Origin of the sequence: Flavobacterium sp. GCM10022190 (assembly GCF_042656445.1) — a bacterium.
Lineage (GTDB): Bacteria > Bacteroidota > Bacteroidia > Flavobacteriales > Flavobacteriaceae > Flavobacterium > Flavobacterium nitratireducens.
The window spans coordinates 410,150-424,980 of record NZ_JBHSOQ010000002.1; the positions used below are offsets into that span (position 1 = coordinate 410,150).

The 14,831-nt window shown below is 35.0% G+C and carries 13 protein-coding genes; 3 read left to right on the forward strand and 10 right to left on the reverse strand.

What is annotated here, in order from left to right; all coding sequences use genetic code 11:
• Window positions 1–5 precede the first annotated feature (5 nt).
• The 10 genes from ACFPTQ_RS08650 to ACFPTQ_RS08695 form a co-directional block, all read right to left on the reverse strand.
• Complete coding sequence (locus ACFPTQ_RS08650; protein ID WP_379776399.1) at window positions 6–1,721, reverse strand: sensor histidine kinase; 1,716 nt, start codon at window positions 1,719–1,721, stop codon at window positions 6–8.
• Window positions 1,711–2,850, reverse strand: coding sequence for a sensor protein KdpD (locus tag ACFPTQ_RS08655; RefSeq protein WP_379776402.1), 1,140 nt, complete (start codon window positions 2,848–2,850; stop codon window positions 1,711–1,713). The genes ACFPTQ_RS08650 and ACFPTQ_RS08655 overlap by 11 nt, the downstream gene beginning before the upstream one ends.
• 60 nt (window positions 2,851–2,910) lie before the next feature.
• Window positions 2,911–3,984, reverse strand: a complete 1,074-nt coding sequence (locus ACFPTQ_RS08660) for a porin (RefSeq protein ID WP_379776405.1) — start codon at window positions 3,982–3,984, stop codon at window positions 2,911–2,913.
• Between the two features lie 192 nt (window positions 3,985–4,176).
• Window positions 4,177–4,734, reverse strand: a complete 558-nt coding sequence (locus ACFPTQ_RS08665) for a K(+)-transporting ATPase subunit C (protein WP_379776408.1) — start codon at window positions 4,732–4,734, stop codon at window positions 4,177–4,179.
• 18 nt (window positions 4,735–4,752) lie between these two features.
• Window positions 4,753–6,786 carry a potassium-transporting ATPase subunit KdpB gene (gene kdpB, locus ACFPTQ_RS08670; protein ID WP_379776411.1) on the reverse strand — a complete coding sequence of 678 codons (2,034 nt, stop codon included), beginning with the start codon at window positions 6,784–6,786 and terminating at the stop codon, window positions 4,753–4,755.
• Between the two features lie 6 nt (window positions 6,787–6,792).
• Complete coding sequence (gene kdpA, locus ACFPTQ_RS08675; protein WP_379776413.1) at window positions 6,793–8,514, reverse strand: potassium-transporting ATPase subunit KdpA; 1,722 nt, start codon at window positions 8,512–8,514, stop codon at window positions 6,793–6,795.
• A 23-nt stretch (window positions 8,515–8,537) separates the two neighbouring features.
• Window positions 8,538–8,615: a K(+)-transporting ATPase subunit F gene (gene kdpF, locus ACFPTQ_RS08680; RefSeq protein WP_379777195.1), complete on the reverse strand. Its 78-nt coding sequence runs from the start codon at window positions 8,613–8,615 to the stop codon at window positions 8,538–8,540.
• A gap of 108 nt (window positions 8,616–8,723) precedes the next feature.
• On the reverse strand, window positions 8,724–9,005 hold the full coding sequence (locus ACFPTQ_RS08685) for a DUF7674 family protein (RefSeq protein ID WP_379776416.1): 282 nt from the start codon (window positions 9,003–9,005) through the stop codon (window positions 8,724–8,726).
• Between the two features lie 161 nt (window positions 9,006–9,166).
• Entirely contained in the window at window positions 9,167–10,510 is a 1,344-nt protein-coding gene (locus tag ACFPTQ_RS08690; protein WP_379776418.1) for a sigma-54-dependent transcriptional regulator, read from the reverse strand.
• 90 nt (window positions 10,511–10,600) lie between these two features.
• A complete protein-coding gene (locus ACFPTQ_RS08695) occupies window positions 10,601–11,065 on the reverse strand; it encodes an Lrp/AsnC family transcriptional regulator (RefSeq protein WP_379776420.1) in 465 nt (154 codons plus the stop codon).
• Between the two features lie 181 nt (window positions 11,066–11,246).
• Between ACFPTQ_RS08695 and ACFPTQ_RS08700 the strand changes: the two genes are divergently transcribed.
• The 3 genes from ACFPTQ_RS08700 to hppD are packed head-to-tail and all read left to right on the forward strand — an operon-like array spanning window position 11,247 to window position 14,817.
• Window positions 11,247–12,464, forward strand: coding sequence for a Glu/Leu/Phe/Val dehydrogenase dimerization domain-containing protein (locus ACFPTQ_RS08700; protein ID WP_379776423.1), 1,218 nt, complete (start codon window positions 11,247–11,249; stop codon window positions 12,462–12,464).
• Between the two features lie 48 nt (window positions 12,465–12,512).
• Window positions 12,513–13,670: a homogentisate 1,2-dioxygenase gene (locus tag ACFPTQ_RS08705; RefSeq protein ID WP_379776426.1), complete on the forward strand. Its 1,158-nt coding sequence runs from the start codon at window positions 12,513–12,515 to the stop codon at window positions 13,668–13,670.
• Between the two features lie 19 nt (window positions 13,671–13,689).
• Window positions 13,690–14,817: a 4-hydroxyphenylpyruvate dioxygenase gene (gene hppD, locus ACFPTQ_RS08710; protein ID WP_379776429.1), complete on the forward strand. Its 1,128-nt coding sequence runs from the start codon at window positions 13,690–13,692 to the stop codon at window positions 14,815–14,817.
• Window positions 14,818–14,831 lie beyond the last annotated feature (14 nt).

Sequence of the window (14,831 nt, forward strand, 5' to 3'; positions counted from 1 at the left end):
AATTATCAAGCTGTATTTAAATGAATACTAAAAGTACTACCTAATCCAAGTTCGCTTTCAACACCAATAGTTCCATTTTGAGCTTCAATAAATTCCTTAGAAATAGCGAGTCCTAATCCTGTACCTGATTTATGACTGCCCGGAATTTGGAAGTATTTTTCAAAGATTTTGTTTTTATAGTGGCTATCAATTCCTTTTCCTGTGTCGATTACTTGAAAGATAATTTGATTGTTTTTTTGTTTTAATGCAACTATAATTTTACTGTTTTCAGAAGAATAGGTAATTGCGTTAGTTAAAAAATTGATTAACACCCAACTTGTTTTTTCTTTGTCGGCTTTGACTAAGGGTAAATTGGCTTCTGCGACAATGCTTATTTCAATTTGCTTTTGTTCGGCCTTTGTTTTGACGGCTTTAGTTGCATGGCTAACGATTTCGTAGGGATTGCTTTTCTCAATATTTAATTGGATTTTACCTGTTTCTACTTGGGATAATTCTAATAATTCCCCCGTAATTTTTAGTAATCGCTGACTATCGTCTTTAATACTTTCAATAAGTTGTTTTTGGTCTTCATTGATACCGCCTGTGTTTGGGTTTTCAAGTAATTGCAAACTCATTTTTATAGAGGAAATTGGCGTTTTTAATTCATGAGAAACCGTTGCTATAAAGTTGGTTTTCGCAAAGTCCAATTCTTTAAAAAAAGTAATATTGCGCAATATGATTACATTCCCAATTTCAATGGCTTTCTCTTCGCCTGTGGGAGTAATGGTAATATTTACCTGCTCTTTTTCGAAATAGCTTTCTTTCGAATCGGCATAAATTTTTATTGGGTTTTTTGAATTTTCTGTATTATTCAAAACAAGTGAACGCATCAAATCATTGGTTTGAGCAATTTCTATAGCTACTTTCCCAATACTATCTTCTTTTTTTAATCCTAAGATTTTCAGTGCTTCATCGTTGATGAATAGAATGATTCCTTCATTATCCAAACCAATAATAGGGTCGTGCATATTATTGATTAAGGTTTCCAAACGTTTTTTTTCAAAAGATAATTTATACAAGTTACTGTTGTGGTATTCTTGAAGTTTTTCGGCCATGGTATTGAATGATTTGGCTAAATCTCCAAACTCATTATGATGCCAAAAATGGACTCTTTCCGAGTAGTTTTTATTTGCGATTTCTTTAATACTGGCGGTTAATTCTTTGATGGGATTGGCTATGTTATTGGGCAAATTGACTAATAAGTTAAAAGCGATTAAAAAACACAAAGAGCCTACTACAGCAATAGTAAAATTAGCGGTTTCGGCGGTTTGTTTGGCAATATCACTTTTTACTTTAATGGCATTCATATTGAGCTTCATAATCTCAAAAATTGTTTGCCTGATTCGCGCTTTAATGGTTTCGCTGTTTTGGTTTTCTTTCAGTATATTAAAATCAGATTGTAATTTTTGAGTAACATGATCTTCATTTACTTCCGTAATATTGGCCATTTGTTTTTTGAGGTTCAATTCAAAAATAGCCACTGCTTTTTCTTTTTGTATAGGCATAGCATCCAAAGAAAGTAGCATGTTGCGTGAGTATTCCAGCGTATTATAATTGGCCGTTAGAATGTTTCCAGTATCTTTTTTAATTGAAAATACAGAGTAGGAACTAACCAAGGAAAGGATGAATATTAAAAGAAACAATAAGCCAACGCCTAAATTTAATTTGGTTTTAATTCTCATATGAAGAAAGTATTACAAGATCAACATTTGATTTCGCCAGCTTATTTAATAGCTTTCTGAAAATTGTTGTTGACAAAATTACCTTAAATAAACTAAAATGTGGTTTTCCAATACAAACAGTTGTGATGTTTTTTTGAGCAACGATTTTTAGAATTGCTTCACTGATGTTTGTATCCTCAACTTTGATGACTTCTGCTCCTAATTGAGTGGCTAATTTGAAATTATTGATAAGATGACGTTGTTTGTCTAATGCTATTTTATCGGAACTTTCTCTTGGTGTTTCTACATACAATACATACCAGCTCCCGTTGTAATAACTAGCTAATCGTGCTGCTTTTCGTATGACCACTTTTGCTGTTTTGTCATTGCTACTTATGCAGGACAATAGTTTTTCCTGTCTTAGCGTATGTTGTTGTGTTATTTCTGTTTCAACTTTTCGAACTACTTGGCTCGCAACCTCTTTTAGTGCTAATTCTCGTAATTGTAAAATTTGATCGGCTTTGAAAAAGTTCGTTAAAGCCGTTTGAATTTTGTCTGAAGAATAGATTTTACCTTCCTTCAGGCGATTGATTAAGTCTTCGGAACTCAAATCGATATTGACAACTTCATCAGCTAATCGTAAAACTTTATCCGGAATGCGTTCTTGTACGTCAATACCGGTAATTCGTTTGACTACAGGATTCAAACTTTCTATGTGCTGAATGTTGACCGCCGAAATGACATTGATTCCCGCTTCCAGAATTTCAAGAACATCTTGCCATCTTTTTTCATTTTTACTCCCTTCAATGTTGGTATGCGCTAACTCATCAACGATGACTACTTCTGGATGCAAATTGATAATGTTTTGCACATCCATTTCCTCTAAATTTTTTCCTTTGTAAAAAATATTCCTTCTGGCAATAATGGGCAGTCCAGCCAATAATTCCTGAGTTTCTTTTCGAGAATGGGTTTCAACATACCCAATCTGAATGTCGATTCCGTTTTTTAAAAGTGTATGCGCTTCCTGTAGCATACGATAGGTTTTGCCTACACCAGCACTCATGCCAATATAAATTTTGAATTTTCCTTTTCGTGATTTTTTTATTAAATCAAGAAAGTACTGTACATTATTTTCTTTGTCAGGATTCATCAAACAAAAGGAGTTAGCGTTGTTTAAAAGTGATTTAGATGATTTTTTTGGCTGTTTTTCTTATAATGAAATAGCAAGTGAAGTCGTTACAAAGGTATTATTGTCAGTTGGATGATTGTTTTTCATAAATAAGTTATCGGTACTTGACAAATTTCGGGCTTCCAATCGGAACATAACATTAGCTGCTACAAGATAATCAAAGTTCAATGAAAAGCCTTTGGTTTGAAAGCCATTTGCTGTTTCCGTAGTAATGATTACCCCGTTTTTATCAGAGTAATATTCGCCCCGAGCAGCAATCTGAATTTTAGGAGTTAGTTGCTGTTGTAAAATAACAATTGGAGTAAACCAAGTAAAATATCGATTACTGTTTTTATACTGTTGCTCAAATCCTATATCGAAACCTGCAGTTAAATTGGTTTTTGTTGATAGCTTAAATTGGCCGTAAAAATTATTAAAATACCGCCATTTTTTGATTTCTTCCGGAAATTCATTTCCTATGTAGGTACTCCAATTTAAATTAGTCTTTTCAGAAGGTTTATAACTAATTTGGGTTCCAAAAGCCGCCGTTTGATTCGAATCTACTTTTTGAATGCGCTGCCAGCCGTTTAAATACATAGCGGCTATATACCACTTTTCCGATTTTGAAACGTAGCCAATTTTGATACCGGATTCGTAATAGGGAGAGTTTTCGGCAAGAATACTTCTTGTTAACGTGGGACAATCTTTCCCAATAGCGCTTTCAAAACCAATATGAGCGGGCATGATTCCAAAATCAAGCCATAAATTTTGTGAGGGTGAAATTTTAATTCCCACATTGGCTTCATAAACATTTTTAAGTAAATCAGCTTCATTGGCTAAATTATATTGCGCATAAGTTCCAGTCATCAAAGCTAGATTAGCGCGAACATTTTCTGTGTTATAATTCACTTTTCCTAAGCCAAGGTTCAAGTTAACTTCATTCGAGCGATTGTAATTGTAAAGAAATCCTGGTCGGGTATGATTGTTTGGTTTTGCAAAATCATAGCTGTAATAAACATCTATATACGCCGAAAATTGTAATGGTTTTTGTGTATCTTGAGCTTGCGCTATTATCATATGGAATCCAATAACAGCACTAAGAATTATTTTTTTCATATCTAATAAGTGGGAGAATTAACCCTAAGTTCATTTGTTTTTTTGAAGCTATTTCCCGCTATTCGCTGCAATCTTTTGTGGGGAACGCCCCCACAAAAGGATTTTCGCTTCTATCGGGGCTAGGAAATACAATAGGATAAGTAAAATGATTTTGAAACGTATTCATTTTTTGCAAATAGGAATACTCTATTTTTATAAGTCATTAAGTGCGTCGAGAGCAACATTCAATTCCAATACATTAATAATTTCTGGACCCGCAATAGGGGATTCAATTTTAGACAATACTAAATTGGTCAGTTTAGCTTCGTCAATTTGTCTTGCTTTCGCAATTCTTTTTACTTGAATCAAAGCAGCTTGTGGGGAAATATTAGGATCTAATCCGCTTCCAGAAGCAGTGACCATTTCGCTAGGAATGTCTTTTTTTTCTAAATAGGGATGAAGCCTTAAAAAGTGGTTTATTCGTTGTTGCACTAGGGCTAAATAGGTTTCATTAGTTGCCCCTTTGTTACTTCCTCCGCTTCCTGCTGCATTGTAATCAACTGCCGAAGGTCTGCCCCAGAAATAATTAACTTGATCAAATTTTTGTCCTATTTTTTGGTAGCCTACTTTTTTGCCACCCACTGTAACAATTTCTCCCTTTCCCTGATTAGGCGCTAGCTGTGCGATTCCATAAATAGCTAAAGGATATATAACCGATAATAAAACGATTAATAATATGGTGAATTTGAATATTGAATAACTATTTTTCATTGTGTTTTATTTTGATTTTTAGATAAAAATGGCGACCACCAAGTCAATTAATTTAATTCCAATAAATGGAACAACTAAACCACCCAAACCATAAATTAAGAGATTTCTTTTTAAGATGGCTTCGGCACCAATGGGTTTATAATCCACTCCTTTTAAAGCTAGTGGAATAAGTATTGGGATTATAATAGCATTGAAAATTACGGCTGATAAAATTGCACTTTCTGGACTGTGTAAATTCATAATATTTAAACCTTGCAATGAAGGAATTGAAGCAATGAAAAGGGCAGGGACAATTGCAAAATATTTAGCTACATCATTCGCAATAGAAAAAGTGGTAAGCGTACCTCTGGTCATTAAAAGTTGTTTCCCTATTTCGATAATTTCGATTAATTTGGTGGGATCATTGTCAAGGTCTACCATGTTTCCTGCTTCTTTTGCTGCCTGAGTTCCGCTATTCATAGCGACTCCCACATTGGCCTGAGCAAGAGCAGGAGCATCATTAGTTCCGTCGCCCATCATTGCTACGAGTTTACCTAGCTGTTGCTCTTCAATGATATAATTCATTTTATCTTCTGGCTTGGCTTCTGCGATAAAATCGTCTACACCCGCTTTTTCAGCGATATATTTAGCCGTCAGCGGATTATCGCCAGTAACCATAACTGTTTTGACACCCATTTTCCGCAAACGTTCAAAACGTTTTTGCATTCCGGTCTTAATGATATCTTGTAATTCAATAACGCCTTGAACTTGGTTGTTTTTAAGAACCACTAATGGCGTTCCACCGTTTGAGGAAATTGCTACAATTTGTTCAGCGGTATCCTTTGGGAAAGAATTTCCTGCTTGAATAGTAATGTTTTTTGCAGCATCCTGAGCTCCTTTTCTAATAGTGGTTCCGTCCTTTAGTATTACCCCTGAAGTTCTAGTTTCGGCTGTAAATTGGATTAAAGTAGCGCCTTCGATAGAATACTGTTGGGTAATTTCGGTGCACACTAATTCAATAATACTTTTTCCTTCGGGAGTATCATCTGCAAGTGAACTTAAAACCATTGATTTGATAAAATCGGTTTCAGAAACCCCTTGTGTTACATAAAATTGAGTTGCTTTTCGGTTTCCTATTGTGATGGTTCCTGTTTTATCTAAAAGTAAAACATCAATATCACCTGCTGTTTCAACTGCTTTTCCCGATTTTGTGATTACATTAGCGCGTAAGGCTCTGTCCATTCCTGCAATTCCAATGGCTGAAAGTAAACCTCCAATGGTTGTAGGTATTAGACAGACAAACAGCGCAATAAAGGCCGCAATTGTTAGGGGAGCATTGGCGTAATCGGCAAATGGTTTTAAGGTAATACAAACAATTACAAAGATTAGTGTAAAGGCAGCCAATAAGATAGTTAAGGCAATTTCATTAGGTGTTTTTTGTCGGGAAGCACCTTCTACTAGAGCAATCATTTTGTCCAAAAAACTTTCTCCAGGTTCGTTAGTAACCCTTACTTTAATTTTATCAGACAATACTTTTGTTCCTCCAGTTACTGATGATTTATCACCTCCCGCTTCGCGAATTACAGGAGCACTTTCACCAGTTATGGCACTTTCATCTATCGTTGCAAGTCCTTCTATTATTTCACCATCCATGGCAATTAAGTCACCTGATTCACAAACAAAAATATCTCCTTTTTTTAATTCAGAAGAACTGATTTTTTGTATATCACCATTGGGTAAAAGTTGTTTTGCAGGTGTTTCCTCTCGGGTTTTTCGTAAGCTATTGGCTTGTGCTTTGCCTCGGGCTTCTGCGATAGCTTCAGCAAAATTTGCAAACAATAAAGTAGCAAATAAGATCAAAAAAACAACAAAGTTATAGGCAAAACTGCCTTGGTCTTTGGCACCTAGTAGTACTGAAATGCAAACAACAAACATAATTGCAGTGCCAATTTCTACCGTAAACATTACTGGATTCTTGAACATGCTTTTAGGGTTAAGCTTCGCAAAAGATTGTATTAATGCTTCTTTTACTTGTTTCTTTTCAAATAAAGAATTGGAATTAGTAGTAGTCATTTTTTATTATTTTAAGGTAAAATATTCGGCTAATGGTCCTAAGGCTAGAGCAGGGAAAAATGATAAAGCGGCAATAATTGCGATTACAGCAAAAACCATTATTCCGAAAATGCAAGTATCTGTTTTTAAAGTTCCTGCACTTTCTGAAACGTATTTTTTATTAGCTAATAGTCCTGCAATTGCAAGAGGACCAATGATTGGTAGGAAGCGACTTAGTAATAAAACGATTCCAGTAGAGATATTCCAAAACGGGTTATTATCGGCTAAACCTTCAAATCCAGATCCGTTGTTTGCGGCGCTTGAAGTAAATTCATATAACATTTCCGAAAAACCATGATAACCAGGATTATTGAGCCAAGAACCAGCATTTCCATCATACCAGAAATCCATTGGAGTAGTATTGGCAGCAAAATAAGAAGCCAAAGCAGTACCTGATAGGATTAATAAAGGATGTAATATTGCGATAAAAGCGGCAATTTTTACTTCGCGAGCTTCAATTTTCTTGCCTAGAAACTCTGGGGTTCTACCCACCATTAATCCTGAAATGAAGACTGCAAGAATAATGAAAATATAAAAATTTAACCATCCTACACCACAACCACCATAAAACGCATTGACCATCATAGCTAGTAATTCCATCGTAGCCGAAAGTGGCATAGAACTGTCGTGCATACTATTAACAGAACCGGTAGAAATTACGGTAGTTGCAATACTCCAAAATCCTGAAATTGGGGCGCCAAAACGCACTTCTTTGCCCTCCAAAGCACCTGATTTTTGATCAATTCCCATTTGTTCTAAGGCAGGATTTCCATTCATTTCGCTTATTACTGTTGGAATTACGAGCAGTAAAAATCCAATGGTCATTACTCCAAAAACCATGTATGCCAATTTCTTTTTGTTGAGATAAAAGCCCAAAGCAAAAAGCATCGCAAATGGAATAATCAATTGCGCCCAAAGTTCCACAGCATTACTAAAATAGTTTGGATTTTCTAGTGGATGAGCCGAATTCGCACCAAAGAAACCACCGCCATTAGTACCAATATGTTTAATTCCTATAAAGGCTGCAGCGGGTCCGCGAGAAACATCGATAGTATCACCCTGAAGGCTGGTAAACGTATCTTTGCCTTCAAAAGTCATTGGTGTTCCACTAAAAACTAATGCAATTGCTACCATACTTGCTAGTGGTAATAAAATACGAGTGCAGCTTTTGATAAAAAAGTTATAAAAATTCCCCAGTATGTCCGTTGTTTTTTCTTTCATGGCTACAAAAACCATAGCGGCAGCTGCCATTCCTGTTCCAGCCGAAACAAATTGAAGAAACTGTAACATAAGTTGGCTTAAGTATGAAAGTCCGCTTTCTCCAGAGTAGTGCTGTAAATTACAATTTACTACAAATGAAATAGCGGTGTTAAACGCCAGATCGGCCGTCATACTTGGATTATTGTCAGGATTTAATGGAAGGATCCCTTGGAAGATTAAAATAAAAAAACACAGAAAAAACCAAAGCGCATTTAGACCAAGCAACGCTTGTAGGTGTTGCTTCCAGTTCATTTCGGTTGTCGAATCGATTCCGCTTATTTTAAAAATAAGTTTTTCAAGGGGATTAAAAACAGGGTCAAGTAGTGTTTTTTCTCCTTTGTAAATTTTGGCAATGTAGTTTCCTAGTGGGATTGCTAAAATCACAGCAAGGACAAAAATCCCAATGATGCCTAATAATTCTGTATTCATGGATGTCATTTTAGAGGATGAGGTTAAAATTTTTCTGGTTTCATTAATACGTAAACCAAGTAGCCAAACACGGCAAGGGCGATGATAAAAAGTAAGATCATAGTTTAGATATTTTCAAAAAAGGGAATGATTTTAAAGCAAAAGGCAAATAGCAAAGCGGCTAATGCGAGTAATAGAATAGTGAATAACATATTGATTTTGATTTAATTTTAGAGTTTAGCAAGTTGGATTTGTTTGGTGTATTCTTCTTTTAAAGAAGCAGGAACCAGTTTAGAAATACTGCAATGTTTTAGTTCCATGAATTTGGTGATCGACAAAACGTAGCTGTTCATAATAGCAATTTTAGTGTCGTGATTTCCGGATTGAAATAATTGCTCAGCAACGTTGAAAAATTTCTTTGCTCGATGAATATTTCCAGTTATGATGGTTTTCTTAGTGATTTCAGCAAAGCGTTCTGCTTGTTTGTAAATCGAATTAACTTGATTTCGCATAAGATTTAATTTTTATTTTCTTCCCTTATGCCAAAAGATGTTCCAGAAAAAAATAAAAACAATAACTGCTTGTTTTTGAATGTTTTGTTTATAGCGTGCCAAAAATGCTCATAAAAAAAGCCTATCATTATGATAGGCTTTTTTCAAAGTGGTTGTATTTTTTATAAATGAATTTGGTATTCTTCTAATTTTCGGTACAAGGTAGCAATACCTATTCCTAGTAATCGTGCTGTTTCTGCTTTATTTCCTTCGGTATAGTTTAAAACCTTTTGAATATGTGATTTTTCTATACTTTGCATGGAAAAAGAGGAGGTGTTTTTAGTACTATTATTTTGTTGAAATTTAATTTCGAAAGGTAATAGGTCTTCTGTCAACAAATCGTCATTAGCTAAAATAACAGCTCGTTCGATAACGTTTTTTAGTTCACGTACATTGCCCGGCCAGTGATAGCTTTCTAATTTTTGAAGAAAATCAGCTGTTATGTCAAGTTTCTTTTTGTTGATTTTATTCGAGAATAATGCAACGAAATAGCTAGTTAATGGCGAAATATCTTTTACACGTTCTCGTAGCGGTGGAATTTTTATTTCGAAAATATTCAATCTAAAGTACAAATCCGAACGAAAGTTATGATTCTCACTTTCGGTTTTTAAGTCCCTATTGGTTGCGGCAATTAATCTAAAATTCGATTTTTTGGGAGTAGAATCGCCCACCGGAATGTATTCGCTAGTTTCTAAAACACGTAATAATTTGGCTTGTAAATCAATCGGTAGTTCGCCAATTTCGTCTAAGAATAAGGTACCACCATTCGCTTCTTCGATAAAGCCTTTTTTGTCTTTTAGTGCTCCTGTAAAAGCACCTTGTTTGTGCCCAAATAATTCACTTTCTAAAATCTCCTTACTTAAAGTACTGCAATTTAATGCTACGAATGATTTGCCTACACGGTTGCTGTTTTCGTGAATGGATTGAGCAAAAACTTCTTTACCAGTTCCTGTCTCACCAGTAAGCAAGACCGTCGAATCGGTTTTAGCGACTTTTTTAGACAAATCAATTACTTGTTCTAAGGCCTTTGATTTGCCAATGATATTATCAAAAGAATATTTATCTGAAATGCGTTTTTCTAGTTTTTGTACTTTTTTTTGAAGTTCCGATTTTTCAATGGCTTTGTATAACAGCGGAATAATTTTGTCATTATCATCCCCTTTAACAATATAGTCAAAAGCGCCATTTTTCATGGCTTGAACTCCATCGGCTATTTTGCCATAGGCCGTTAATAAAATAACTTCTACTAGCGGAAAGCTGCTTTTTATTTGTTCTAAAAATGCGACACCATTGCCATCGGGTAATTTTACATCACATAATACCACGTCGATTTCATTTTGTGTTAATTTTTTGAAACCTGATTTTAAGTCGGCTGCTTCAATAACATTAAAACCTTCCGATTTGACTATTCGAGCTAGGAGTCCACGAAGTTTTTCTTCGTCGTCAATGATGAGTACGTTTTTCAAAAGTCTAGAGAATTTTTTTTTAAGTAAAATTAGTCATTATTTCTAATGCTATTTATGGTGTAATACTTTTAATTTTTAATTAAAGTTCATTTACAATTTAAAAGCCGTAGTGTATTTATCATTTGAAAGTACAAACGAACTTTGAACATGATCGATATTTGGGATGTTGGAGAGTTTGTGTAGAACAAACTTTTGGTAGGTTTCCATATCTTGGGTAACTACTTTTATTAAAAAATCATAGTTTCCACCTATATGATAGACTTCCATAACTTCGGGCGTTTTGTTCATTTCTCGGATAAAATCTCCTACATGAATGGCTCCGTGATTCTTTATAGAAATAGAGGCAAAGACAATTAATTTTCGATCTATTTTTTTGGGTTGTAATAAACAAACGTATTTATCAATTATTCCGTGTTTTTCCATTCGACGAATGCGTTCAAAAATAGGGGTTGTGGTCATCCCTAATTGATCGGCTAAGGCTTTAGTTGTTATTTTTCCATCTTCTTGTAAGATATTTAATATTTTTTTATCGATAGTATCAAGTGTAATTGACATAAAAGAAAAAAGTTTTAGTGGAACGTTTGTTTCAAGATTTAAAAATAGCTTTTTTTCTTCAAAGTGTATTTTTTCTTTGCATATTTTCTTTAAAATGTTTAATTTGTATTGTATTACAATTTAAGGTTCTGTTTTTTAGGTAATTTTGGGTAGTTGTGAATTAATAAAAAACAGAATTATTATGATGGAATTACTCAAAAAATTTGAGGAAACGGCACCTGAAATTGTATTTGAATGGAAAGACAAAGAACTAGGAGCTGAGGGTTGGATGGTGATTAACTCTCTTAGAGGTGGTGCAGCAGGAGGAGGAACCCGAATGCGTGTAGGACTGGATCGTCAGGAAGTGGTTTCTTTGGCTAAGACTATGGAAATTAAGTTTACGGTTTCAGGACCCGCTATTGGAGGTGCTAAATCTGGAATCAATTTTGACCCTAAAGATCCTAGAAAAAACGAAGTCCTTAAAAGATGGTACCGCGCCGTCATGCCTTTATTAAAGAGTTATTATGGTACAGGTGGCGATATGAATGTAGATGAGATTCATGATGTAATTCCTATTACAGAAAGTTATGGTTTGTGGCATCCACAAGAGGGTATTGTTAATGGACATTATCAACCTGATGAAGCGCAAAAAGTGCATAAAATTGGAAAATTACGTTTGGGAGTTTCTAAAGTAATTGAAGATGCAGAATTTACTCCAGATACAAAAGGAAAATATACCATTGCAGATATGATTACAGGCTATGGAGTTTCTGAATCCATTAAGCATTTTTCTCATTTGTGGGCAAAAGATTTGAAAGGTAAAAAAGCCATTATTCAAGGTTGGGGTAATGTAGGTGCTGCTGCGGGTTATTATTTATCTCGATTAGGTGTAACTATTGTTGGAATCATCGATATTAGAGGTGGCTTGATTGCGTCAGAAGGATTTTCGGTAGATGAAATTGCTCAATTTTTTAAAGAAGGTTTGCCTAAAGAGCAACTGATTGATTTTGAAATGGCTAATAATACCATTTGGGATGTTCCTGCCGATATTTTTGTTCCCTGTGCAGGTTCAAGATTAGTAGAAAAATCGCAATTAGAACGTTTAGTAAAAAATGGTTTAGAGATTATTTCTTGTGGAGCGAATGTTCCGTTTAATGACAAAGAAATCTTTTTTGGAGAGACTTTAGCCTATGCCGATAGTCAAGTAACGGTCATTCCAGATTTTATTGCTAATTGTGGAATGGCTAGAGTTTTTGCATTTTTAATGAACGGAGAAGCTGAAATTACTGATGGTTCCATATTTGAAGACGCTTCTCAAACCATTTATAAGGCTTTAAATCGTATAAGAAATAAGCAAACAGATTCTAAAAATATCAGTAAAACAGCGCTTGAACTGTCCATCAGTGAACTGATGAATTGATACTATTAAACCAACCAAAAAATAAATAGTAATTTAATTTGAAATGCTATGCCCATTTACCACACTTTAGGAAACATCCCTCATAAAAGGCATACTGCTTTTTTAAAAGAAGGAGGCGGTTATTATTACGAACAGTTATTTGGAACAGTGGGATTTGACGGAATGTCATCCTTGTTGTATCATAACCACCGACCTACGATGGTCAAAGAAATGCGTGGTTCTCGTTCTATTGCACCCAAAGTTACAGAACGAACCAACACTCTTTCTAGATGTTTTATAGGTTTTAATGTAAAACCAGACCCGGATTATCTTTCCAGTCGAAAAGCGATCTTAGTCAATCAGGATTGTCAAATTGAATTGGCGGCACCTCAATCTTCGATGGAAGACTATTTTTATAAAAATGCCGATGAAGATGAACTTTTATTTGTTCATATTGGAAAAGGAGTACTAAAAACACTTTTAGGGAATTTAGAATTTTCATCAGGAGATTATCTTTTGATACCAAGAGGAATTATTTATCAAATTCATTTTGAAACAACCGATAATCGATTATTTATTGTTACATCTCATCGACCTATTTATACTCCAAAACGATATCGAAATTGGTTTGGACAATTACTAGAGCATGCACCTTATTGCGAAAGAGATATTCGTAAACCAAAGGATTTAGAAACTCATGACGAAATAGGTGATTTTACAATTATGGTAAAAAAACAAGGAATGCTGCATGAGTATGTTTATGCTTCACATCCTTTTGATGTAGTGGGTTGGGATGGTTACAATTATCCGTATGCTTTTTCGATTCATGATTTCGAACCTATTACGGGGCGCGTGCATCAACCGCCACCAGTGCATCAAACTTTTGAAACAGATGCTTTTGTAGTGTGTTCGTTTTGTCCTAGGTTGTACGACTATCATCCACAAGCAGTACCTGCTCCTTACAATCATAGTAATATCGATTCTGATGAAGTGCTTTATTATGTGGATGGTGATTTTATGAGTCGCAATCATATCGAAAAGGGCTATGTAAGTTTACATCCTTCGGGAATTCCTCATGGACCACATCCAGGAGCTATGGAACGTAGTATTGGACAAAAAGAAACAGCAGAACTGGCCGTAATGGTCGATACTTTTAAGCCTTTGATGGTTACGGAGTATGCTTATTCACTAGAATTACCAGATTATTATAAATCTTGGTTAGAATAAAATAAAGATTTAATATGTTATGAAAACAATGGAAATAGAAAAGATATTTAAAGAAGCAGCCGATTTTTTGCCAATTAATGGAACCGATTATATCGAAATGTATGTGGGTAATGCGCAACAAGCGGCTCATTTTTACCGTTCGGCATTTGGATTTCAGTTGGTTGCTTTTTCAGGGCTTGAAACTGGAAATAAAGAGAAGGTTTCTTATGTATTAGAACAAGGAAAAATCCGCTTAGTACTCACATCTTCTTTGGTGAAAGACGGTCCAATTAATGCCTTTGTCAATGCACATGGTGATGGAGTAAAAGTGGTGGCCTTATGGGTTGATGATGCAACCAAATCTTGGCAGGAAACTACCAAACGTGGGGCAAAATCCTATTTTGAGCCAAGAACGGAATCAGACGAAAATGGTTCAGTGGTTTTCTCAGCTATTCATACGTATGGAGAAACGGTTCATATTTTTGTAGAGCGTTCGGCTTATAATGGTGTTTTTCTACCTGGTTTTAAAGCGATTTCAGATGATTTTAAACCAGAAAGCATTGGACTTAAATATGTAGACCATATTGTAGGCAATGTAAAATTAGGTGAAATGAACAAATGGTGTGATTTCTATGCCAATGTGATGGGATTTACACAGTTAGTTTCTTTTGACGACAAAGACATTTCTACCGAATATTCAGCCTTGATGAGTAAGGTCATGAGCAATGGAAATGGAAGAATTAAGTTTCCAATCAATGAACCTGCTCATGGAAAAAAGAAATCCCAAATTGAGGAATACATTGAATTTTATAATGATGCCGGTGTGCAACATATTGCAGTAGCTACTGACGATATTATTCATACGGTTTCAGAATTAAGAAAACGCGGGGTGCAATTTTTAAACGTTCCAAGTGTGTATTATGATACGGTTACGGAACGAGTTGGGGAAATTGACGAAGATATGAAACGACTGAAAGAATTGAATATTCTAATCGATAGAGATGAAGAAGGCTATTTATTGCAAATTTTTACCAAACCATTAGTTACCCGACCAACACTCTTTTTTGAAATTATCCAACGAAAAGGTGCACAGTCTTTTGGAAAAGGAAATTTTAAAGCTTTGTTTGAAGCCATTGAAAGAGAACAGGAACTTAGAGGAACATTATAGGCATAGAATTATGA

Coding starts and splice junctions, on each gene's coding strand:
- ACFPTQ_RS08685 (WP_379776416.1), bottom strand. CDS start 9,005: ATGCGAAATCAAGTTAATTCGATTTACAAACAAGCAGAACGCTTTGCT.
- ACFPTQ_RS08700 (WP_379776423.1), top strand. CDS start 11,247: ATGATGGAATTACTCAAAAAATTTGAGGAAACGGCACCTGAAATTGTA.
- ACFPTQ_RS08660 (WP_379776405.1), bottom strand. CDS start 3,984: ATGAAAAAAATAATTCTTAGTGCTGTTATTGGATTCCATATGATAATA.
- kdpF (WP_379777195.1), bottom strand. CDS start 8,615: ATGATCTTACTTTTTATCATCGCCCTTGCCGTGTTTGGCTACTTGGTT.
- ACFPTQ_RS08705 (WP_379776426.1), top strand. CDS start 12,513: ATGCCCATTTACCACACTTTAGGAAACATCCCTCATAAAAGGCATACT.
- ACFPTQ_RS08655 (WP_379776402.1), bottom strand. CDS start 2,850: ATGAATCCTGACAAAGAAAATAATGTACAGTACTTTCTTGATTTAATA.
- kdpA (WP_379776413.1), bottom strand. CDS start 8,514: ATGAATACAGAATTATTAGGCATCATTGGGATTTTTGTCCTTGCTGTG.
- ACFPTQ_RS08650 (WP_379776399.1), bottom strand. CDS start 1,721: ATGAGAATTAAAACCAAATTAAATTTAGGCGTTGGCTTATTGTTTCTT.
- kdpB (WP_379776411.1), bottom strand. CDS start 6,786: ATGACTACTACTAATTCCAATTCTTTATTTGAAAAGAAACAAGTAAAA.
- ACFPTQ_RS08665 (WP_379776408.1), bottom strand. CDS start 4,734: ATGAAAAATAGTTATTCAATATTCAAATTCACCATATTATTAATCGTT.
- ACFPTQ_RS08695 (WP_379776420.1), bottom strand. CDS start 11,065: ATGTCAATTACACTTGATACTATCGATAAAAAAATATTAAATATCTTA.
- hppD (WP_379776429.1), top strand. CDS start 13,690: ATGAAAACAATGGAAATAGAAAAGATATTTAAAGAAGCAGCCGATTTT.